Source organism: Nocardia sp. NPDC056564 (genome assembly GCF_042793755.1).
GTDB lineage: Bacteria > Actinomycetota > Actinomycetes > Mycobacteriales > Mycobacteriaceae > Nocardia.
In genome coordinates this window covers 59,161-74,962 of record NZ_JBHTUR010000028.1, presented here as the reverse complement: position 1 = coordinate 74,962, position 15,802 = coordinate 59,161, and the positions used below count along the sequence as shown (strand labels likewise).

Below are 15,802 nucleotides of genomic sequence, written 5' to 3'. Positions count from 1 at the left end.
GCCCTGTCCCGGCAGGGGCCCTCAGGTATCAGATCTATCCTGACCGCCGATAACGATCGTTTATCGGGGGCCAGGGCGGTATTCGGCGATCATGTTCGCCAGATTCACGAGTTCACTGGGTTGTCGTCCTGGTATGCATGAATCTTGCGGGCCAGCATTTCGGCCGCGAATTTGTTGGCGTGGTCCTTCAGTTCATCGAGGCTGCCGCCCTGAAGGGTCTTGGCCTGTCCTCCATCCGGGGTGGAGACGAAGCCGCCGAACATGCGCGAGCGGGCATATTCGGCGTGTTCGCCGCGCGTGGCCCGTCTGCCGGTTTTGGTTCGCGGTTCATCGGCAACCTGACTGATCACCGCAACGGCGATGCCGGGCAACGTGGCGCGATACAGGGCGAATCCTGCGTCGTTGACTTCTCCGGTGTCTCGCCAATCCAACACTGTTCGAATCTGTTTCGTCAGATCCGCAAGGCGGTCCGGCGTATCGGCGTCGGTCACGGGCGTTTCCATTCCTTGTGGATGAAGTTCGTTGCGGGTCGATTATTTCCGCCACCATTACACGAATAACCCATAAGGCTATTTGCCAGGGCTACGAGTTCACCGGCGGACCGCGCCTGGGGATCGGGGTCGTTCCATTCGTCGGATGCCGGACTCACCAATCCGTCGGAAATGGCTTGAGACAACAGATCTCGGGCGAATTGTTCAGGCGTCATGTCATCTCCGCGCGCCAGTCCGGCTACGCGAGCGTTGGCGCGTTCGGCGACGTAGCGGGCCGTCGAGCCCAGCTCGAAATAGTCTTGCTCGCTCGGCTCGGCCTTCTCGTGGATCAGCCGGGAGACGTGTTGGTAGAACTTCATGCCCAGCGCCACCGATGCGGACCGGTCGGCGACCAGCTGTTCGGCCATCGCGGCAGCGCTGCGGCCCATCTCGGCATACAGGCGGTTTTCACTGCGGCCGACCTCGTCCGCGCCCAGCTGTTCGGCGGCCGAGCCCAGCTCCCCCAGTGCGCGCAAGACCGTCAATACGCGCTCATTCATCGGAGGGAATTCGTCGGGGCTATCAGTGGGGTTACTCATACGGCATTACCTCCGGGTGGGACATCGGGGTTGTCGAACGCGTGTCGGCGGGATGGGGGCTGGGCGGCGGCCACGCGCGCCTCTACATCGGCGGGCCATGTGTCGCCGGGGAACACGCCGCTGAGCGGACCGCAGCAACGGACCCGGAAACAGTCGGCGGGCGCGCACACGTGATGACAGGTGCCGCCGTCCGGGCACAGGTGGGTTTCGTTGGGCTGATCGGCAACCCGCATATCGAGAATCGGGCCGATGACGTGAGCAACCCACAGGGCCCAGTTGCCCACGTAGTCGTACCCGCACACGCACCGGCCGCTGATCCCCAAGGGGAAGTGGTCGAACGCCAGCATCCGGCCTATCGGGGTGGTGCGGGCCAGCTCGAGCGCGGCGGGGTCGGCGGCTTCCTGGGCCGCGCGTATCCGCTCGTCCGAGGGCAGCTGGTACGTCATCACTGGCTCCGCTCGGCGCGCTGAAAGCGCGCGGCCTGGGCCAAGCTGGCCCCCGTCATTGCCTCATCGACCAGGCTGAGCACGTGGTCCGGCGGTTCCGGGAACCATCGGCCCTCGACACCTGCGTCGAAGTGGTACCGCTGCTCGGCGGCAGCCTTTCCCGCCCTGCCGTCCCGGTTGACCCGATGACCGGCCAGGCGTATCTCCTTCATCACGAGACTTTCCGCGCCTTCGATCCCCATCAGGACCACACAGAGATCGGGGACGAATTCGGCGTTGTCGGCGGTGAAATTCAGCGGAATGCGAGGCCAGTCCTCCAGGTGAAATTCCCACCGTACCTGTGCCCAATGAGTTGTGTGCTTCATCGTCGTGCGTCTGCCATGTCGCGGAGGGTGGCAACAACGCGGTACATTTCGGCGTTCGTCAGCCCCTGCAACCATTCGCTGACCGTTCCCCGGTCCGTGCAGGCACCCAAGGCCATGTGAGCCGCCATCATCACCGTGGTGCCGAATCCCTTGTCTTTCATCAACGCCATCACGTCGGTGACCGCTTCGGAGGAGGGATGTTCGCCCCAGTGCGACGGGTAGTCGGTGAGCACCACGTACGCCCTGAGACTGTCATCCCAGACGACGGCGTACGGGTGGGAATTCTCATCCAGCCACGACCGCATAAGAACCATGTTCACCAGATTTTCGGTCCAATACCCGTATCGCCAATTGCTGAAATCCTTTTCTTCACCCACTCCGCTGGAATCGCGGATCCACCCCCATCGATCCTGGGCGGCCAGTTCGGCATCCCATTCCGTCGAGTTGTCGGCGACCTGTTTGAAGTCGTCCTCGTCGAAACTGATTTGCATTATTCAGACCTTTCCTGCGGTTCGACCAAGTCCAGATATGCCGTGATGTCATCACGGAGCTTGCGGGCATCGGCCACCGTCGAGAGGCGCTGGAATATCGCCGCCTGGCGCACCGCCGTGTCCAGTGCGTCGTCCTTGCGCTGCTGGCGGCAGATCGCGATCACCTCGGGATCGTCGGCCGGGGCCAGCCGAACGGCCGGATCGAACTTGTCCCCCTGGTGGGCCAGCCAGGTGCTGTGGTCGTGTTTTTCGATGTGGCCGGGGTTGAACGTCACGGTGTTCACGAAGACGCCACCGATGACGGCGACGTCGACTTTCCGCTTGGTGAGGCCGACCACCTGTACCGGGTGGGCGCGACGCCGTCCGGCCGTCGTCTCGATGTACGCGACGGTCGCGCCGTCGGTCAGCCAGGTCAGGTCGGTGCTCATTGCGGGCCCTTCGCGTAGGTGATGAATTGCGTAAATGTCATTTCGGGTCAATCTTTCTCGGGTACCGGGTAGACGTAATTCCATTCGGCCAGCTCGCCGTTGTCCAGGCGGACCTTATATTCCCAGGTGTCATCGATGGCGTGCTGTTTGATCACGTGCACGATCGTCGCCGTGCCCTCGGTGTAGGCGCGGGGGAATTGGTGGGTGTAGTGCCGTACACGGGTGCCGACCTCGAGCCGATCGGTTTGGTGGTGTGTCATCGGAATTCCTTCGGTCACAGTTTTCCGCCGGTCAGTTCTTCGCGGGCATACGCGCGTGCGATGGCGATTTCGAGACGTTTCGGGTCGCCCTCAGCTGCCGGGTTGTATCCGGGGCCCAGGGTGCGGAATTCGTGCGCGATCATTTCCGCCACCCGCTTGATCTTCGTGGAGCAATTCACCCGATGAGCTGCCGAATCGACCTCGGAGTTCGCCATATCGAAGAGCTGGTCAATCTCCGAATCTCCAGTCCGGCTGACGGGCCTTGGCCCGTGCTCCGCCGTATCGCGCCGGGTGATCGTCAGCGTCCAATTCCGCACGCCCCGGCAAATCACGAAATCCCAGGTGTCGTCATTGGCCAGGTATTCGTAGGAACCCGTGCCCCGGCGCGTGAACCGCAGTGCGGCTGTCTTCTGTGTCGGCATTTCTCACACCCTTCAGGACGCGGACGGGGCGCGCATGGCGTCCTTCAGTTCCCGGTACGTCAGATACGATTCGGCCACGTCGACCAGAGTCGCCAAGCTGGCCAGCCGCGCGACCATCGGAGTGGGTACCTCCAGGTACGTCGTGGTGCTGAGCTGGCGCACCGTGATGGGGTCGCCGATCGCGAGCATATCCAGAATGCCGTCCCTGTCGGCGGTGTCGGCTTCGGCGATCGCCAGTCGGCGCACCTCGTCGGCCGCCGCCCGGATGCGGGCGGTCAGGTCGGCGCGGAAGTCGGGTTCGGGCTTGCGCTGGTACTCCTTCAGCCGGTCGAGGTCCAGGACCAGCTCATCGGCATCGTGCACCGTGATCTTGTTGTCGCCCTCCCACGCCACCACCGGCTTGTGATCGATGAAGCGGCAGACGACGCCCTTCTGGTGCGGGTCGTTCGCATGGCGGACGGGCGTGGAGCGTGTGAGTGTCATTTCTGGTTCCTCGGATTCGGTGTCGGGCGTCGGTTCGGCGCGGTGCCAGGTGGCGTCCGCGCGGTGGCCCGTGCCGAGCTCGGTCCAGAACACGACGCCGGGTTCGCCCACAGCCACCGCGATCTCACGGAAGTTGCCGGTCACGCTGCCCGCCGCGTGCTTCCAGTCCGACCGCGACATGCCGGTGATACGCAAGACATCGGCGACCGAAAACGCCGCGACAACCTCATCGGTCTGCCGGTTCCGGCCGGTGGCGTCGTCCGGGCGGAATCCCCGCCACAGGTACACCTTCACTTCGCGTGCCATGGTCAGTCCTTCTTGGTCAGTGGGGTGGGCCTAGTGGATTCCGCCGTGCCCGGACGGGCCGGGCGCGACGGCGAAACGACTAGGACTGGGGAGCGTCGGGGTAGCGGTCACAGTAGGCGTGCTGGCGGTCGGCGCGGCCGTAATCGTTGAGAACGTGGTGACGGCCGCAGTGGGGGCACGCGTCGTGTCCGCCACGGTTGATGTCGTCGCAGCGGTGGGGCAGGCGGGGGTCGACCACGACGCCGATACCGGCCCCGCCGCGTCCCTGGCGGGCCTTGGCGAGGTACCGCTTTCCGGTGCTCTTCGACTGGTACCACGCCACTTGCTGGCTTCCGCACCGTTTGCATTGCGTGAGCTGTGCCATGTCCCTGTTCCTTGCCTGGTTCTGCTGGTCCGTCCTTTATAGCACGCTATAACGGTGGAGAGCAACACCTCAATTCCGATGTGCCGGACAATAGGATTCGCCCGGCACCTTCTCCCGGCATCCGGGGTGCAAGCATTGGTCGATCGCGTGGCACGCCTCCGTATAGGCGTCCCACGCCTCCTCCTCCGCCCGCATCGCCCTTTCCGTGGAGTTCACCTCCACGGCGACGCGGGCGACGCGCCAGGCGCTTTCCAGGCGAACGACATCGGCAATGGTGGTCATCGATCGGTCCTCACTCGTGGGGTGGTCAGCCGCTGATCTCATCGGACAGGCGGGGGAAGAGCAAGCGCATACGCTCGGCTACATCTGCCCGGTACATGGCCCAATCGTCCTGGTCGTGTTCCTCGCCCCACCGCTCCTTGGTCAGCCCGTTTTCCCGGCAGTGCTGCCGAGCGATTTTCAGTGCGCCGGTGCGCGATGTGGGCAAACCCTCGCCGTAGCTCAGAACCACGTGTGTGATCCGGTCGATGATTTCGTTGATGTCCAAGTCGTACTCGACCCGCACCGTGACCATGTGCCGTCCGTGACGGCGGCGTGTCAGTTGCGTCATGGCTGGTCCGTCTCCGCGTCTTCGTACATTTCAAATCTCCTGTGCTGGTTAGGTTCTAGCGGTCTGCACCGCGCCCACAGCGTGGACGCGACGCAACCGACTAGGGACGGTTGCTGTTCAGAGCTTCTTTAGTTGATCCGGGTGAACCAATCGGACACGACCGGTCTGTTCGGACATGACGCAGATGCGGCCGTCGGCATGGTCCAAGCCCCGGCGGTCTACTTCATAGATCTTGCGACCGTTGCCGATGACAACACGGTTACCGGTGCGGAACTCGGGAGCATGGGTAACGACTTCATCCACGCGCCACCGTTTGTCATTGGAATCGGTGAGCCAGACTCCACCAGCGCTGTAGTCGCCGGTGTCTGCAAGGATTCGGGCGTACTGCTCGGCGCGGTTGATGTTGGCGAACCGGGCGGTGGCGCTGGGGTCAACCTTGCCGGGGAGGATTTCGGCGGCGACCTCGATCGGGAGCGCGTCGTCGGGGGCGGTCATCTGTATCTCCTTGCGTAACAATGGGTTCTAGTGGTCAGCACCGCCGCCCATCTCCCCGGGTGGGCGCGATGCAAACGACTAGGACCCGATGGTTGGGGGCTGGGTGGCGCGGAGGTATTCGGATGTCAGGAAGAAGGTCGTGCCCTCCTGGGTTCGGATGCCCACACGGGTGTACGGGTTGCCGGTGTAGTCGGTGTCCTGCGCGGCGTAGAACACGGTTCCAGTGGTGCCTTTCGGGACCTTCCGTCCGCGTACCACGGTGACGTGCTGGCCGTGCACGATGTGCCCGGCGTCCAGGTCGCGTTGGTGCGCGGCCTGGTGCAGGGCGGCCAGTTCGGGGTCGCAGGCGTGGATGCGTTCGTAGCAGCGATAGAACGTCCGCTCCAGGCCCGATTCGGTGGACTGGTGCCGGACGTCGTAGAGGCGTCCGTCGTCGCGCTTGGCGATCTCGCGGCCACAGTGCAAGCAGCGGCCCCGGCGGGCGCTGTCGTTGTGGTTCAGGCCGTTGCACGACACCGTGTCGTATTGGTCGTTGCGCCGTACTGCGAACTTGGTCATCAGAATCTCCTGGCCGTGACTGAGGAGTCCTTTATAGCATGCTATAACGTGAGTGGGCAATACCTACCACCCATCGCGGGCGGTAACGATCCCGATACCGCCCCGCTCCCAGACGGCTACGGATAGACGATCGCGCCGTACACCGCGACCTGAAGAACCGCGTCGGCAATAGTCGAGTCGATTTCGTGCGCGCAATTCTCCGCGTTCAGCTGCATATCGCGCGCAGCCTTCTTGATCGCGCCACTCGCCTTGAATTCCTTCGCGCTGATCGTCCGTGCCGCCTTCATGATCGCGGCATGGTCGATGCGCTTTTCGACGGGGGTGTTCTCGTCGTCCGGGTTTTCCGCCGTGACCACGTAGACCCAGCCGTCGGGGGCGTGGAACGGGGACTTATCCGCGCGCTCCCATCCGTCCGATTCGATCGAATGCCACCACAGATAAGAGCTGGGGAATCCGTTCGCGAATATCAGAGTTTCGGTGTCCTGTTGGGTTGCTGGCTTGATGGCCATGATCGCGCCTCTCGCGTGTCGGGGTGGAGGGTGTTGAATGGGTGGTGCCGATCTGCCCGCGCCCTCCCTTGGCGGTGCATCGGTAAGGGCCAGGGGCCCGGCGCTCCGGGCCCCTGCGTCCGCTCACTCGTCGGGCAGCAACACGTCCAGGTGGCCGGGCCCGTAGAAGTCGCGAAGGCTGTTCGTGACGTGGGCCTTCACGTCCTCCCGGATCGCGGCGGCCCCTTCGACGCCGTAGTTCATCGTCCACGACTCCGGGTCGATGTTGAGCTTGATGGTGATCGATACCTGCATCGGAATGCCCTTCCTGTGGGTGCGGGGGTGGGAGCGGTCAGTCGTCTTCGAGCTGGCAGGCGACGCCGGGGTCGGAATGATGGAAGCCGCACTGGTCGCAGAACACCGCGTCCATCTCCGCTTGTTGGTCGTACACGGGGGATCCTTTCGATCGGGCTGAGTGGCCAGCGCAGCCCACATCCCCCCGACGGGTGTGGGCTGCGCACGCGACTCAGGCTTTCTTCAGCCGGGTATTCTTCAGCTCGGTTTCGTCCTGGCCGCGAAAGTTCTTGTGCTTCTTGACGATCGCGCTGGTGATGCGGACCGCGTCGCCCTCACCGACGCTCCAGACGGCGGCGGCGCTGGAGCTGGCCCAGCTGACGACCTTGCCGTCGGTCAGAGTAATGATGAGCCTGCGGCCGGTCGTGTCGTTGCCGTAGTAGTCCTGTGCGGGGAACTCGATGGCGCGGGTGACGACGCCGTCCAGGTTGGCGACCTTGGTGTCGATGTCGCCGACGAACCCGCCCACCAGCGCGTCGCGGCGGGCCTGCTCGGCGTAGGCGGCGGCTTCGGCCTTCACGATCTGGTGGTGGAGACGTTCGGCGGCCAGCCATTCCCGGATCGGGGCCTCATCGCGGTGCTTCCTGGCCAGCGTGGCGTGACGCTTGGCGGTGGCGCGGGCGCTGGAGACCTTGATCGAGCGCTGGCCGGAGCCGCCGCAGGTGAAGCACCACGGCCCCATGACGCCCTTGTACTCCCACATCGCGTTCGTGGGCCCGTGGTAGACCCCGGAGCCGCCGCACTGGCCGCAGTCGACGCCGACGTGGTCGGTGCCCTTCATGCCGGGGTAGGGGTCGACGTAGACGGTGGGGTCGGGGACCGTGGTGTTCATCGGGTTCTCCTGGGGGCTGCGGTGAGGACTCGAGTATAGCGCGCTATAACTGGAACGCACAAGGGGTTTCCGGGATCGCGGTATAGCGCGCTAGAATCTGCCTCATGTCGATACTTGCTGCGCTACGCGCCAACACAAAGAAGAGGCTTCGGCTTGACGCACAGCTCAAGGAGGTCATCGAGGAACGGGATAACCTCATCCGTCAGGCGTTCGCTGCCCATGAGGAAGGACGGGACATCGCGCAAGCCGCCGGGGTGAGGATTGCGCGCACCTATCAGATTCGCGACGGCCGCCGGTAGACGACTCTCGTTATAGCGTGCTATGATGAAGTCCTTGTTGGAGAGTCGCCCAGAAGGAGCGGGAAATGTCTGCCACCGAATGGCTGGTCGAACGGGTCACCGGCACCACGCGGGAACCCGTCGCCCATGGCACCGTCCCCACTTGCCAGTACCAGGACGACACCGCCATCGCGGTCGCCACCAAGGTTGGACAGGTCATCAAGCGCGACCTGTCTACCGTGGAGAGGCTGGCCTGGATCGACATCGCCTCCAAGACCGCCCGCAGGCACGAACTCACCCACGATGTCAGCGGGGAGTGGGAGGAAATGCGCTACGCGATCCGCGCCGCCCTCGAAGACGGTGTGACGACCGCGCTGATCCATCGCGGCGAGAAATTGCATATCCGCTTTTCCGACCACTGACTCCCAGATCACGGAGATACCGATGAACGCTATTGATCGAGAAACAAAAGAGGTGCGGTCATGACCACCCAACGGGCAACCGCCCTGACCCGCGCCGACGCCGACGGCTGGGATTACCACGGCAGCGGCGTCCAGGGCCGGTTCTTGCACGAGGACGGCGGGCAGATCGACGTCTCCTGGACGCTGTCGGGTGTGGTCTCCTACGCCAAACGCTGGGATGCCGCGCCGGGTAGCGACGCGGTCATCCGTTTCCGGGAGAAGGACAAGCTGGCCCGGCTGCTGGCGTGGTTCGCCCTGGGGCGGTCATGAGCGGGTCGCCCTTCGTCTCCCGGGTATCGGAGGTGCTGCGCAACGCCGCCCTTCCGCTGCCCGTGCAGCGGTACCAGGAACAGATCGCCAGGAAAGGCTATTCGCGCATCAAGGTCAGCAACGGTCCCGGCGGAGCGTACGTGTCCGCCATCGTGTACGCCGATGAGACATCCCTGGACAGAAATGAGGCCGCCGAAACGGAAGGGGCGGACGCGGTGCTGGCCGTCTTGCTGGCGCAGGGATTCAACGCCCACCGCTCCGGGCACGGCAGCATCGTTGTCTCTCCCATCGCTGATTCGTCGCAGGTCTACGCGGAGGATGTGCCTGCGGTGATCGCCTCCAGTGGACTCGACATCACTCAGCCCGGCCCCGCCGAATGGCATGTCGCGGTCGGCGCGAAACGCCCCTACGTCATCCGGAGCACCGGCAAGGATGCGGGAACGCGGTACGCGGTGAAAGGGCCGGACTTCGGTTCCCTCGCCACGAAATTGCGGACAATGAGCGCCGCCATCGACATCGTCAAACGCGACCTCGGAACAGGCGAATGATCATGACCGAACAGCGGGCATCGCGGGGGCACCGACCCCGGCTGAAGGAGGTGCCGATCCGATGACCCCCTCCACAACGGTCCTCCTGGACGAATGGGTCGACATGATCCCCGATCAGGGTAACGTCTGGATCGGGAAATTCCCCGACGGCGAATACGGCTGGCGGGTCACCTGGTTCGGGGATGATTTCGAATCCGAGAGGAATCTCGGAAGGAAGAACAAGTGCGGCGAAGCACGGGGGCTTGCCGAAGCGATCCGGGGCGTCTGCGCCGCGATCGCCGAATTGCGCGAAGCGGCGGAACTCGACCCCGTGGCATTCGATCCGGAATCCGATTCGACGGATTCAGAGATTATTGCCGAGTTCCGGTCGTTCCTGAGTTAGTCTGTTTCTATTCATCATCACACTCGAAATGTGGGGAAAATATCATGATCGCTATTCACATGGGTGCCGTGAACAAAGTCACCGAAAGCGCCGCCACTTTCTCTATGGTCCAGGTGACCGGAAACGAGTCCGGGGCCGAAATCTATGCGGAGTCGCTGAGTACCGTCCACGAATTCCTGTTCGCGCTGGCGGCCCAGGTCTCCTGCACCTCCCCGATGACGCCAGCCGAAGCGCACGCCCGGATCGTGGACGGCATCCGGTCCGTGCCCGGCAGATGCGACTACACCTTCCGGCTGCCGGGTGTGAGCCTGGAGGGCGGAGGGCAATCGGATGACCTGGTGGCCCTGACCGCAGAACTCATAGACACCTTGCACACATTCGTTGACCAGGACGAGACCGGGAGCGATCGATGACCGCCCCGCCGGAGAGCTACCGCAGTGGCCAGCTGTTCACGGTCACCGACGCGGGCAATGCCAATATCCAGATCGGCCCGGAGGGCGACGGCATGCGTGTAGCGCTGCGCCGGGGCAAAGCTACGGTCTCGATGGCGCTGTCGGCGAATCAGGTCATCGCCGCCCGCGACTGCATGGACGACTGGATCAACACCTTGACCGCAGGAGACCGGCCGCCGACCGTCGAAGACCTGACCGCACTGGCCGCCGAATCCGTTGTAATCGTCAAGGATTCCGGCCGCATCGTTGCACATCAAAAGCTCGAGGACGGCGACTGGTACGACCCGATCGCGCGAGCAGCCGGGAGGGGGCTCACGCCGGAGGCGCTGCGGTCCTCCTACGGCTGGATCCGGATCGTGCACGTCGGCGACCGGCCGATCATGGCGGGGATGACCGAGATCGAACAGGTGCGGACGATGGCCGCCTACCACGGGTGGCGCTCCCACGATGTCGGTGCCGGTGCCGCCAAATTCGATCAGAACGGTTGCTACATCAACCTCCGGTTCTCGGAGAAAACAGGACGGCTCACCAAACCGCCGGAGTTTGCCCACTTTGGCGGCGGTCGGTTCGCTCCTACAGCAAAAAAGCTCTGGCATGTATTGCAGTACCTCGAAGACAAAGGTGAATTCGATGACGACTGACGCCACGGTAATTCCCGATGGGAAATTCAGGCAGGAGACGCGACCATGAAATACGCTGTGGCGGGCGCAACGGCCCGGGTTCCATTCGTGCTGGAGGATGCACCGGTGACGGTAATCCCGTACGACCGCAATAACACCGCGTTTCTTCCGCAAACCGCTTTCGTCAAGATCATGATGAATGAGGCCCCCAAGGTGATCGCGGTGGAGCTGTCGGGCGCGCGGATCCTCAAGGACGGCACACCCGGCCGCGCCATAGAGCACTACGTCTGGGGCCCCAGCATGTGGGAGCGCGACGGGGAACCGGTCGATGAGCGGGAGGTCCCGCCCCCGCATGTGCAAGAGCTGGCCGACGCCGCGCTCCACATCGTGGCCGAACGCGCCGCGTTGGCAACTCTGCCACTCACAGCAAGGAGCCCCGAATGACCGAGCAAGACGCCGTAATAGTCGAGCTGACATCTGAGAGCGGTCTGCTGTGGAAAGACGGCCAACCGGTCGCGTGTCACTGGTTCGCACTGTGCGACCGGCAAGCAACGCACCTCGAACCAAATCCAATGCTCGGGCCGACCCCGGCATGCGACCGCTGCGTGGCGATCGGTGAGTGATTTCTTTCCAGACCAGCAACGAATTTGAAATGAAAGAAGGAAATGTGAGATGAACACGATAGACGACCTGACGGCGGGCGAACATGTGAAACTGATGTTCTCTGCCGATCCGGCCACCGGAAACCGTCCCTATAGCGAGGCCGCAATATTCCAATCAATCGACGGCGCGGGAGAGGATCGTAGGGCGACGTTCGAATCGATCGGTGCCGACGGCCGCCCCTACCGGTGGGATGCGTATCGATTCGAGGGCAATTGGGCTTACGGAACGGGCGCGGATCGGCTGGGGTTGCTGTGACCGAAAAGACCACGAGGCGTTTCTATGTCGACTCCGAAGCGGCGCAACCGATTCTGGACGCGGCGAAGGCGGCCGGGTACGAACGCCGACCTGGGGACAGCAGGGACACCGTGTACTTCGTTGTCGCCGGTGACGAAAAACGCGACTCAATGAGGGTGACGTTCACGTACAACGGCCGTGTACAACAGTGCCGTATCAATCAGGTCACCCGGCATCGTCTGGGACGTGATGGCATCGTCAAGTGGTTCGAGCGCGAGCGCGTACACGCGCTCGCGCCAGCGGGCAGCCAGCTCGCCGCCGCCTACTCGGCCGCCAAACGCCATGGCTGGACCGAGATATACCGCGATGGCGGGGTGACGTTCCTGCTGGCCGACACGACGATGCGCGCCGAGTTCTCCGAGACGGGGCACCTCACCGGCCTCGACCGCACCCAGGGCAGTGCCCCCAGGGAAGTCCCGACCGACGACGCTTTCGACACTCTCATGACATGGTTCGCCGAAGCCGAATTGATCATTGCGGACGAGCGAAATGCGGCGAAAAGCACTGGCGATTACTACGCGTACCGTGATGGAGATCCGCGTGAAGAGAAACTGCCGGAGTGGGTGCAAGCGAGGCTGACGAGACTGCGGAAAGAACTCCGATACAGTGAATTAGGCCGTGAGGACGCGCTAGATAAGATAGAAGCGATGCGCGAAGCGGCGGAACTCGACCCCAATGACGACACCGGCATCCGGTACGAAACAGAGCACGGCGAGCGGTACCTTCCCAGCGGGGGCACGCTGCACGTCCGCGTCGGCCGCGATGAAATCGCGATCGTCGCTACCGAAGACGGGATCGGAATCCGCACCGATGGGGATGGGCTCGCGGTGTTGCCCTACGCATTCCGCGATATTGAGGTCCGGGTCGTTCGCGATGAGTGACATGGACTGGGTTCGTGAGGATGCAGAGGTGGCCGTGATTTATGGATTCGGCGACGACGGCCGGGTCGAGCTGACCACGATAGAGCGCCTGACGCCGCGCGATGTAGTCCTGGCCAACGGTGTCCGGTTCCGCCGCGCCAGCATCGAGTCCTACCACGGACCCGCGCTCCAGCACACACCCGCACACCGGAGGGCCGACGGCTACCGGTTCCTGGTGCCCCGCAACAACACCCGCGCCATGTGGTTGCTCGAACGCCAGGGCGGGCCGCGCGGGGCCGACACGGTCTCGGACTACCTTGCCGAGGTGGCGCGCACGGTGCCATCGACCGGGCCGACGGGCCCGCATTGGCTGGTGAACCGGCGGATCGGCAAACATATCGGCGCGTTCACCACCCGCGACGACGCGCTGTTCGCGCTGGCGATCGCCGAGGACCGCGACAACTGGGTTGCTATGGACCGCAACGAATTCAAAACGTACCTGGCAGATTCCTGACCATGGAACCGGTAAGGCGGGAAATCGCACATGGATGAAAGCACTGCGGCCCCCGTGAAACCGCTGCGCGTCCAGGTCAGCGGCAAGACCTATTACGCCTGCCTGGATCCCGGTGGCACGGCGTTCTATCGCGAACACCCCGACACCCCGGTGCCCGACCTGGTTACGCACGGCCGTGGCCGCCGCGCCGATTTCGGCGAACTGTCCGGTGACGTGCTGTGGTTCTTGCTCGAGCACCTGTACTCCTACGCCGAACTGTTCCTGGGCGGGGGATCGGATGAGAACACCGCCCGCGAGGGTCGCGCGATCCGCCAGGATTGGGAGCGGCTGGCGGTCCAGTGTGAGCCAGAGGCCCACGGCTACTACGTCGATGATTTCGGCCACGGCTGGTTCCACGACGCACGCGGCTGGATCCAGGTCCGCCAGCTGACCGGCAGGCCCGGCGACCCGGTGCGGGACTGGGTGCCCTACGGCAGCGACTACCCCCGGCCGTGGCTCGACGTCGCCCCATACCTGCCGCTGCGACTGGTGTCAGCGGCCCATCCCGACCACACCTGGAGAAAAGCGCCGTGAACGCCCTCCGCATATCTGAAAGGTATTGAAAAGAAATGAGTTTCGACGTCGTGAAGGTCCGGCAGCTCAATTCGGACGAGCTGGCAACGCTGACGCCCGATGACCGAATCTATGTGACCGAAGTGGGTCTTGGAGACACGGTGTTGGTGCCCGCGAATCTGTACCCGGATTGGCCGGGCCTAGGCCCGGATCGGGTGGGCGTGGTGTCGATCTTCGGCAGTCAGACCGTGCAATCGGCGGATGCTGTGTATGTCGCCGACGACACCGGCACGGAACTACCGTTGCTGCGCACCGCCGGATCGAATCTGTCACTGTCGCTGTTCTTCGCCGGGATGGACGCGGAGGAGGCGCAGGCGCGCCTGTACACGGCGCTGCGGGCAGAGTTCGGGCAAGGGTTCATCGAGGTGTGGAATATCAAATCCAAGCCGGTCAAGGACACGCGCTGGGATGTGTACGTACCCGACGAATACTCCGGCGCGGAACGGATCTGACCATGGACCACGAACCCGTCCGGGCGACTGATATCGCCCATTACTTGCACGGCCTCCCCTCGATCATCGACTGGGACCAGACCCCCGACGGCGATGACCGCCTGGGGATGCGCGGCGATCAGTACATCGTGATCAGCGATGCCGACGGCGGCATCTGCTGGACGCACTACGTCAGCGGCCACGCGGTGGCGGCCGACCGCTGGACATCAGAGGCAAGCTGGTCAGGATTCGATCGCCTACGCCGCTACATCGCCCACGTCACGGACGGGATGTTGCGCAACGAGCGCATGAAGCTCGATCCGTGGAGTACGGACTACCGAACGACAAATTAGATGCCGAGGAGCATAATTGAGCGCCGTTTACGATGCATTCAACAATGACGAAAAACTTTGGGGCCGCGCCCTCAATGCGTCTGCGCATTTCATGCTGTGGGCGATCGCCGTCGTTGCCCTGTGCGGAATTCCGGCTTACTTCGGCATCTTTTATGGGCCGTTGCAACTGATCTCCAACCTGGCTCTGGTATTTGTTGTGATCGGCGCAATGCACAACATGTACACGCGGTTGTGTGTTCGTTGCATGCGCGAGGTGCCAGCAGATGCCAGCTCGCGCGCCGAACGGCAATGGTGGATATTGCTGTTCAATCATGGGACGTCGACGGTCCGGGGCCTTCTGGGCTGGTTCGCCCTCCTCGGCGCGACGTACTGGTTTGTCCACCGGCTGGACTTTCCGCCCGTGGCCCAGCTCCCGGCCGATGTCGCGACGTTCCTGTATCTGTATTCGTGTTGGCTCCATCACCGGCTGCGGCCGTGGTGCCCCTATTGCCCCGATTGGGGCGGCGGCGGGGTCGCGGAGCCGTCGCCGGACCCGGTGACGAAGGCGACGATATGACCGACATCAAAGAAAAGATCCGGCCGAATTAGGCCCTGCAACCGGCGGCGTAGCAGGCTGGGCGGTTGTGAGCGATGACATGGTGACCACCGCCTTGCCGGAGCTGGCCGGTCAGTTCGTGATCACCCACACTGTGGACCGGCCCAGCGGTTACACCCAGCTGTGTATCACGGTGCGCGGCGGGAACGCCCCGATCGTTATCGTCGATGGCGTGCACGGCGATGTTCATGTCGGTGTCTATGAGCACCGCGACGATCCCCCGGTCCGCATCGACCGTAACGGCATGCCGTTGTGAACCCCGAACAGCGTGTGCTGGACGCGATCGATGAGCTGGTCGACTGGCAGATGGCCGAAGGGCGGCGGCGTGGCGACGGCCCGGCGCGGGCCGTCCCGGCGTTCACGGTCACCTTCGAGCTGGCGGAGATCGATCCCGACGCGGTGGCCGCGCTGTTCGGGTGGCCCGCCACCTGCGGGCCCCGTGCACGGTCGCGGGGCTGCTGAGCGCGCCGCAGCGCGCACCGCGCCAGGGGTGTTTAC

General features: G+C 63.9%; 35 protein-coding genes. 18 read left to right on the top strand and 17 right to left on the bottom strand.

Translation table 11 applies throughout. From position 1 onward, the window contains the following. Nucleotides 1-104: 104 nt before the first annotated feature. The 17 genes from ACFQ9K_RS41570 to ACFQ9K_RS41490 all read right to left on the bottom strand — a co-directional run bounded on the left by ACFQ9K_RS41570 (nt 105) and on the right by ACFQ9K_RS41490 (nt 7,971). The gene (locus tag ACFQ9K_RS41570; protein WP_378714065.1) at nt 105-491 is read right to left on the bottom strand and encodes a hypothetical protein; all 387 of its coding nucleotides are present in this window, start codon (nt 489-491) and stop codon (nt 105-107) included. Next, complete coding sequence (locus tag ACFQ9K_RS41565; protein WP_378714064.1) at nt 488-1,069, bottom strand: hypothetical protein; 582 nt, start codon at nt 1,067-1,069, stop codon at nt 488-490. Before ACFQ9K_RS41565 ends, ACFQ9K_RS41570 begins: the two co-directional genes overlap by 4 nt. Then, complete coding sequence (locus tag ACFQ9K_RS41560; RefSeq protein ID WP_378714063.1) at nt 1,066-1,515, bottom strand: hypothetical protein; 450 nt, start codon at nt 1,513-1,515, stop codon at nt 1,066-1,068. The genes ACFQ9K_RS41565 and ACFQ9K_RS41560 overlap by 4 nt, the downstream gene beginning before the upstream one ends. Then, nucleotides 1,515-1,880, bottom strand: coding sequence for a hypothetical protein (locus ACFQ9K_RS41555; RefSeq protein ID WP_378714062.1), 366 nt, complete (start codon nt 1,878-1,880; stop codon nt 1,515-1,517). The genes ACFQ9K_RS41560 and ACFQ9K_RS41555 overlap by 1 nt, the downstream gene beginning before the upstream one ends. Continuing rightward, nucleotides 1,877-2,371, bottom strand: a complete 495-nt coding sequence (locus ACFQ9K_RS41550; RefSeq protein WP_378714060.1) for a hypothetical protein — start codon at nt 2,369-2,371, stop codon at nt 1,877-1,879. The genes ACFQ9K_RS41555 and ACFQ9K_RS41550 overlap by 4 nt, the downstream gene beginning before the upstream one ends. Next, on the bottom strand, nt 2,371-2,799 hold the full coding sequence (locus ACFQ9K_RS41545) for a hypothetical protein (RefSeq protein WP_378714058.1): 429 nt from the start codon (nt 2,797-2,799) through the stop codon (nt 2,371-2,373). Before ACFQ9K_RS41545 ends, ACFQ9K_RS41550 begins: the two co-directional genes overlap by 1 nt. Nucleotides 2,800-2,846: 47 nt before the next feature. Next, nucleotides 2,847-3,059: a hypothetical protein gene (locus ACFQ9K_RS41540; RefSeq protein WP_378714055.1), complete on the bottom strand. Its 213-nt coding sequence runs from the start codon at nt 3,057-3,059 to the stop codon at nt 2,847-2,849. A 14-nt stretch (nt 3,060-3,073) separates the two neighbouring features. Then, nucleotides 3,074-3,481, bottom strand: a complete 408-nt coding sequence (locus tag ACFQ9K_RS41535; RefSeq protein ID WP_378714054.1) for a hypothetical protein — start codon at nt 3,479-3,481, stop codon at nt 3,074-3,076. A gap of 12 nt (nt 3,482-3,493) precedes the next feature. Further along, on the bottom strand, nt 3,494-4,270 hold the full coding sequence (locus ACFQ9K_RS41530) for a hypothetical protein (protein WP_378714052.1): 777 nt from the start codon (nt 4,268-4,270) through the stop codon (nt 3,494-3,496). Nucleotides 4,271-4,349: 79 nt separating this feature from the next. Continuing rightward, nucleotides 4,350-4,634 (bottom strand): hypothetical protein, encoded by a 285-nt coding sequence (locus tag ACFQ9K_RS41525; RefSeq protein WP_378714051.1) that lies wholly within the window; start codon nt 4,632-4,634, stop codon nt 4,350-4,352. A gap of 69 nt (nt 4,635-4,703) precedes the next feature. Beyond that, complete coding sequence (locus tag ACFQ9K_RS41520; protein ID WP_378714050.1) at nt 4,704-4,916, bottom strand: hypothetical protein; 213 nt, start codon at nt 4,914-4,916, stop codon at nt 4,704-4,706. Nucleotides 4,917-4,941: 25 nt separating this feature from the next. After that, complete coding sequence (locus ACFQ9K_RS41515; protein ID WP_378984403.1) at nt 4,942-5,244, bottom strand: hypothetical protein; 303 nt, start codon at nt 5,242-5,244, stop codon at nt 4,942-4,944. Between the two features lie 117 nt (nt 5,245-5,361). Continuing rightward, nucleotides 5,362-5,739, bottom strand: coding sequence for a hypothetical protein (locus tag ACFQ9K_RS41510; protein WP_378714047.1), 378 nt, complete (start codon nt 5,737-5,739; stop codon nt 5,362-5,364). A gap of 78 nt (nt 5,740-5,817) precedes the next feature. Further along, nucleotides 5,818-6,297, bottom strand: coding sequence for a hypothetical protein (locus ACFQ9K_RS41505; RefSeq protein ID WP_378714044.1), 480 nt, complete (start codon nt 6,295-6,297; stop codon nt 5,818-5,820). 116 nt (nt 6,298-6,413) lie between these two features. Next, nucleotides 6,414-6,806, bottom strand: a complete 393-nt coding sequence (locus tag ACFQ9K_RS41500; RefSeq protein ID WP_378714042.1) for a hypothetical protein — start codon at nt 6,804-6,806, stop codon at nt 6,414-6,416. A gap of 123 nt (nt 6,807-6,929) precedes the next feature. Beyond that, nucleotides 6,930-7,100 carry a hypothetical protein gene (locus ACFQ9K_RS41495; protein WP_378714040.1) on the bottom strand — a complete coding sequence of 57 codons (171 nt, stop codon included), beginning with the start codon at nt 7,098-7,100 and terminating at the stop codon, nt 6,930-6,932. 211 nt (nt 7,101-7,311) lie between these two features. After that, nucleotides 7,312-7,971 carry a hypothetical protein gene (locus ACFQ9K_RS41490; RefSeq protein WP_378714039.1) on the bottom strand — a complete coding sequence of 220 codons (660 nt, stop codon included), beginning with the start codon at nt 7,969-7,971 and terminating at the stop codon, nt 7,312-7,314. A gap of 104 nt (nt 7,972-8,075) precedes the next feature. On the opposite strand from ACFQ9K_RS41490, the gene ACFQ9K_RS41485 reads away from it, so the two are divergent. From ACFQ9K_RS41485 to ACFQ9K_RS41400, 18 genes are all read left to right on the top strand, one after another. Further along, nucleotides 8,076-8,270, top strand: coding sequence for a hypothetical protein (locus tag ACFQ9K_RS41485; protein WP_378714037.1), 195 nt, complete (start codon nt 8,076-8,078; stop codon nt 8,268-8,270). A 65-nt stretch (nt 8,271-8,335) separates the two neighbouring features. Then, nucleotides 8,336-8,671: a hypothetical protein gene (locus ACFQ9K_RS41480; RefSeq protein ID WP_378714035.1), complete on the top strand. Its 336-nt coding sequence runs from the start codon at nt 8,336-8,338 to the stop codon at nt 8,669-8,671. 60 nt (nt 8,672-8,731) lie between these two features. After that, nucleotides 8,732-8,980: a hypothetical protein gene (locus ACFQ9K_RS41475; protein WP_378714033.1), complete on the top strand. Its 249-nt coding sequence runs from the start codon at nt 8,732-8,734 to the stop codon at nt 8,978-8,980. A gap of 32 nt (nt 8,981-9,012) precedes the next feature. Further along, nucleotides 9,013-9,528, top strand: coding sequence for a hypothetical protein (locus tag ACFQ9K_RS41470; protein ID WP_378714031.1), 516 nt, complete (start codon nt 9,013-9,015; stop codon nt 9,526-9,528). 61 nt (nt 9,529-9,589) lie between these two features. Then, nucleotides 9,590-9,910, top strand: a complete 321-nt coding sequence (locus ACFQ9K_RS41465) for a hypothetical protein (RefSeq protein WP_378714030.1) — start codon at nt 9,590-9,592, stop codon at nt 9,908-9,910. Nucleotides 9,911-9,954: 44 nt separating this feature from the next. Beyond that, nucleotides 9,955-10,323 carry a hypothetical protein gene (locus ACFQ9K_RS41460; RefSeq protein ID WP_378714028.1) on the top strand — a complete coding sequence of 123 codons (369 nt, stop codon included), beginning with the start codon at nt 9,955-9,957 and terminating at the stop codon, nt 10,321-10,323. Further along, a complete protein-coding gene (locus tag ACFQ9K_RS41455; RefSeq protein WP_378714027.1) occupies nt 10,320-11,003 on the top strand; it encodes a hypothetical protein in 684 nt (227 codons plus the stop codon). The genes ACFQ9K_RS41460 and ACFQ9K_RS41455 overlap by 4 nt, the downstream gene beginning before the upstream one ends. 45 nt (nt 11,004-11,048) lie before the next feature. Further along, the gene (locus ACFQ9K_RS41450) at nt 11,049-11,426 is read left to right on the top strand and encodes a hypothetical protein (protein WP_378714026.1); all 378 of its coding nucleotides are present in this window, start codon (nt 11,049-11,051) and stop codon (nt 11,424-11,426) included. Beyond that, nucleotides 11,423-11,605 carry a hypothetical protein gene (locus ACFQ9K_RS41445; protein WP_378714025.1) on the top strand — a complete coding sequence of 61 codons (183 nt, stop codon included), beginning with the start codon at nt 11,423-11,425 and terminating at the stop codon, nt 11,603-11,605. Before ACFQ9K_RS41450 ends, ACFQ9K_RS41445 begins: the two co-directional genes overlap by 4 nt. 49 nt (nt 11,606-11,654) lie before the next feature. Continuing rightward, nucleotides 11,655-11,900 carry a hypothetical protein gene (locus ACFQ9K_RS41440; RefSeq protein ID WP_378714024.1) on the top strand — a complete coding sequence of 82 codons (246 nt, stop codon included), beginning with the start codon at nt 11,655-11,657 and terminating at the stop codon, nt 11,898-11,900. Beyond that, entirely contained in the window at nt 11,897-12,820 is a 924-nt protein-coding gene (locus ACFQ9K_RS41435) for a hypothetical protein (protein ID WP_378714022.1), read from the top strand. The genes ACFQ9K_RS41440 and ACFQ9K_RS41435 overlap by 4 nt, the downstream gene beginning before the upstream one ends. 28 nt (nt 12,821-12,848) lie before the next feature. Continuing rightward, nucleotides 12,849-13,313: a hypothetical protein gene (locus ACFQ9K_RS41430; protein ID WP_378714020.1), complete on the top strand. Its 465-nt coding sequence runs from the start codon at nt 12,849-12,851 to the stop codon at nt 13,311-13,313. 30 nt (nt 13,314-13,343) lie between these two features. Next, nucleotides 13,344-13,886, top strand: a complete 543-nt coding sequence (locus ACFQ9K_RS41425) for a hypothetical protein (RefSeq protein WP_378714018.1) — start codon at nt 13,344-13,346, stop codon at nt 13,884-13,886. A gap of 35 nt (nt 13,887-13,921) precedes the next feature. Continuing rightward, the gene (locus tag ACFQ9K_RS41420; protein ID WP_378714016.1) at nt 13,922-14,377 is read left to right on the top strand and encodes a hypothetical protein; all 456 of its coding nucleotides are present in this window, start codon (nt 13,922-13,924) and stop codon (nt 14,375-14,377) included. 2 nt (nt 14,378-14,379) lie between these two features. Next, nucleotides 14,380-14,709, top strand: coding sequence for a hypothetical protein (locus ACFQ9K_RS41415; protein WP_378714014.1), 330 nt, complete (start codon nt 14,380-14,382; stop codon nt 14,707-14,709). 16 nt (nt 14,710-14,725) lie between these two features. Beyond that, nucleotides 14,726-15,265, top strand: coding sequence for a hypothetical protein (locus ACFQ9K_RS41410; protein WP_378714013.1), 540 nt, complete (start codon nt 14,726-14,728; stop codon nt 15,263-15,265). 79 nt (nt 15,266-15,344) lie between these two features. Next, nucleotides 15,345-15,560 (top strand): hypothetical protein, encoded by a 216-nt coding sequence (locus ACFQ9K_RS41405; protein WP_378714011.1) that lies wholly within the window; start codon nt 15,345-15,347, stop codon nt 15,558-15,560. Next, a complete protein-coding gene (locus ACFQ9K_RS41400) occupies nt 15,557-15,766 on the top strand; it encodes a hypothetical protein (protein ID WP_378714009.1) in 210 nt (69 codons plus the stop codon). Before ACFQ9K_RS41405 ends, ACFQ9K_RS41400 begins: the two co-directional genes overlap by 4 nt. Nucleotides 15,767-15,802 lie beyond the last annotated feature (36 nt).

Coding starts and splice junctions, on each gene's coding strand:
- ACFQ9K_RS41565 (WP_378714064.1), bottom strand. CDS start 1,069: ATGAGTAACCCCACTGATAGCCCCGACGAATTCCCTCCGATGAATGAG.
- ACFQ9K_RS41560 (WP_378714063.1), bottom strand. CDS start 1,515: ATGACGTACCAGCTGCCCTCGGACGAGCGGATACGCGCGGCCCAGGAA.
- ACFQ9K_RS41555 (WP_378714062.1), bottom strand. CDS start 1,880: ATGAAGCACACAACTCATTGGGCACAGGTACGGTGGGAATTTCACCTG.
- ACFQ9K_RS41550 (WP_378714060.1), bottom strand. CDS start 2,371: ATGCAAATCAGTTTCGACGAGGACGACTTCAAACAGGTCGCCGACAAC.
- ACFQ9K_RS41545 (WP_378714058.1), bottom strand. CDS start 2,799: ATGAGCACCGACCTGACCTGGCTGACCGACGGCGCGACCGTCGCGTAC.
- ACFQ9K_RS41540 (WP_378714055.1), bottom strand. CDS start 3,059: ATGACACACCACCAAACCGATCGGCTCGAGGTCGGCACCCGTGTACGG.
- ACFQ9K_RS41535 (WP_378714054.1), bottom strand. CDS start 3,481: ATGCCGACACAGAAGACAGCCGCACTGCGGTTCACGCGCCGGGGCACG.
- ACFQ9K_RS41530 (WP_378714052.1), bottom strand. CDS start 4,270: ATGGCACGCGAAGTGAAGGTGTACCTGTGGCGGGGATTCCGCCCGGAC.
- ACFQ9K_RS41525 (WP_378714051.1), bottom strand. CDS start 4,634: ATGGCACAGCTCACGCAATGCAAACGGTGCGGAAGCCAGCAAGTGGCG.
- ACFQ9K_RS41520 (WP_378714050.1), bottom strand. CDS start 4,916: ATGACCACCATTGCCGATGTCGTTCGCCTGGAAAGCGCCTGGCGCGTC.
- ACFQ9K_RS41515 (WP_378984403.1), bottom strand. CDS start 5,244: ATGACGCAACTGACACGCCGCCGTCACGGACGGCACATGGTCACGGTG.
- ACFQ9K_RS41510 (WP_378714047.1), bottom strand. CDS start 5,739: ATGACCGCCCCCGACGACGCGCTCCCGATCGAGGTCGCCGCCGAAATC.
- ACFQ9K_RS41505 (WP_378714044.1), bottom strand. CDS start 6,297: ATGACCAAGTTCGCAGTACGGCGCAACGACCAATACGACACGGTGTCG.
- ACFQ9K_RS41500 (WP_378714042.1), bottom strand. CDS start 6,806: ATGGCCATCAAGCCAGCAACCCAACAGGACACCGAAACTCTGATATTC.
- ACFQ9K_RS41495 (WP_378714040.1), bottom strand. CDS start 7,100: ATGCAGGTATCGATCACCATCAAGCTCAACATCGACCCGGAGTCGTGG.
- ACFQ9K_RS41490 (WP_378714039.1), bottom strand. CDS start 7,971: ATGAACACCACGGTCCCCGACCCCACCGTCTACGTCGACCCCTACCCC.
- ACFQ9K_RS41485 (WP_378714037.1), top strand. CDS start 8,076: ATGTCGATACTTGCTGCGCTACGCGCCAACACAAAGAAGAGGCTTCGG.
- ACFQ9K_RS41480 (WP_378714035.1), top strand. CDS start 8,336: ATGTCTGCCACCGAATGGCTGGTCGAACGGGTCACCGGCACCACGCGG.
- ACFQ9K_RS41475 (WP_378714033.1), top strand. CDS start 8,732: ATGACCACCCAACGGGCAACCGCCCTGACCCGCGCCGACGCCGACGGC.
- ACFQ9K_RS41465 (WP_378714030.1), top strand. CDS start 9,590: ATGACCCCCTCCACAACGGTCCTCCTGGACGAATGGGTCGACATGATC.
- ACFQ9K_RS41460 (WP_378714028.1), top strand. CDS start 9,955: ATGATCGCTATTCACATGGGTGCCGTGAACAAAGTCACCGAAAGCGCC.
- ACFQ9K_RS41455 (WP_378714027.1), top strand. CDS start 10,320: ATGACCGCCCCGCCGGAGAGCTACCGCAGTGGCCAGCTGTTCACGGTC.
- ACFQ9K_RS41450 (WP_378714026.1), top strand. CDS start 11,049: ATGAAATACGCTGTGGCGGGCGCAACGGCCCGGGTTCCATTCGTGCTG.
- ACFQ9K_RS41445 (WP_378714025.1), top strand. CDS start 11,423: ATGACCGAGCAAGACGCCGTAATAGTCGAGCTGACATCTGAGAGCGGT.
- ACFQ9K_RS41440 (WP_378714024.1), top strand. CDS start 11,655: ATGAACACGATAGACGACCTGACGGCGGGCGAACATGTGAAACTGATG.
- ACFQ9K_RS41425 (WP_378714018.1), top strand. CDS start 13,344: ATGGATGAAAGCACTGCGGCCCCCGTGAAACCGCTGCGCGTCCAGGTC.
- ACFQ9K_RS41420 (WP_378714016.1), top strand. CDS start 13,922: ATGAGTTTCGACGTCGTGAAGGTCCGGCAGCTCAATTCGGACGAGCTG.
- ACFQ9K_RS41415 (WP_378714014.1), top strand. CDS start 14,380: ATGGACCACGAACCCGTCCGGGCGACTGATATCGCCCATTACTTGCAC.
- ACFQ9K_RS41405 (WP_378714011.1), top strand. CDS start 15,345: ATGGTGACCACCGCCTTGCCGGAGCTGGCCGGTCAGTTCGTGATCACC.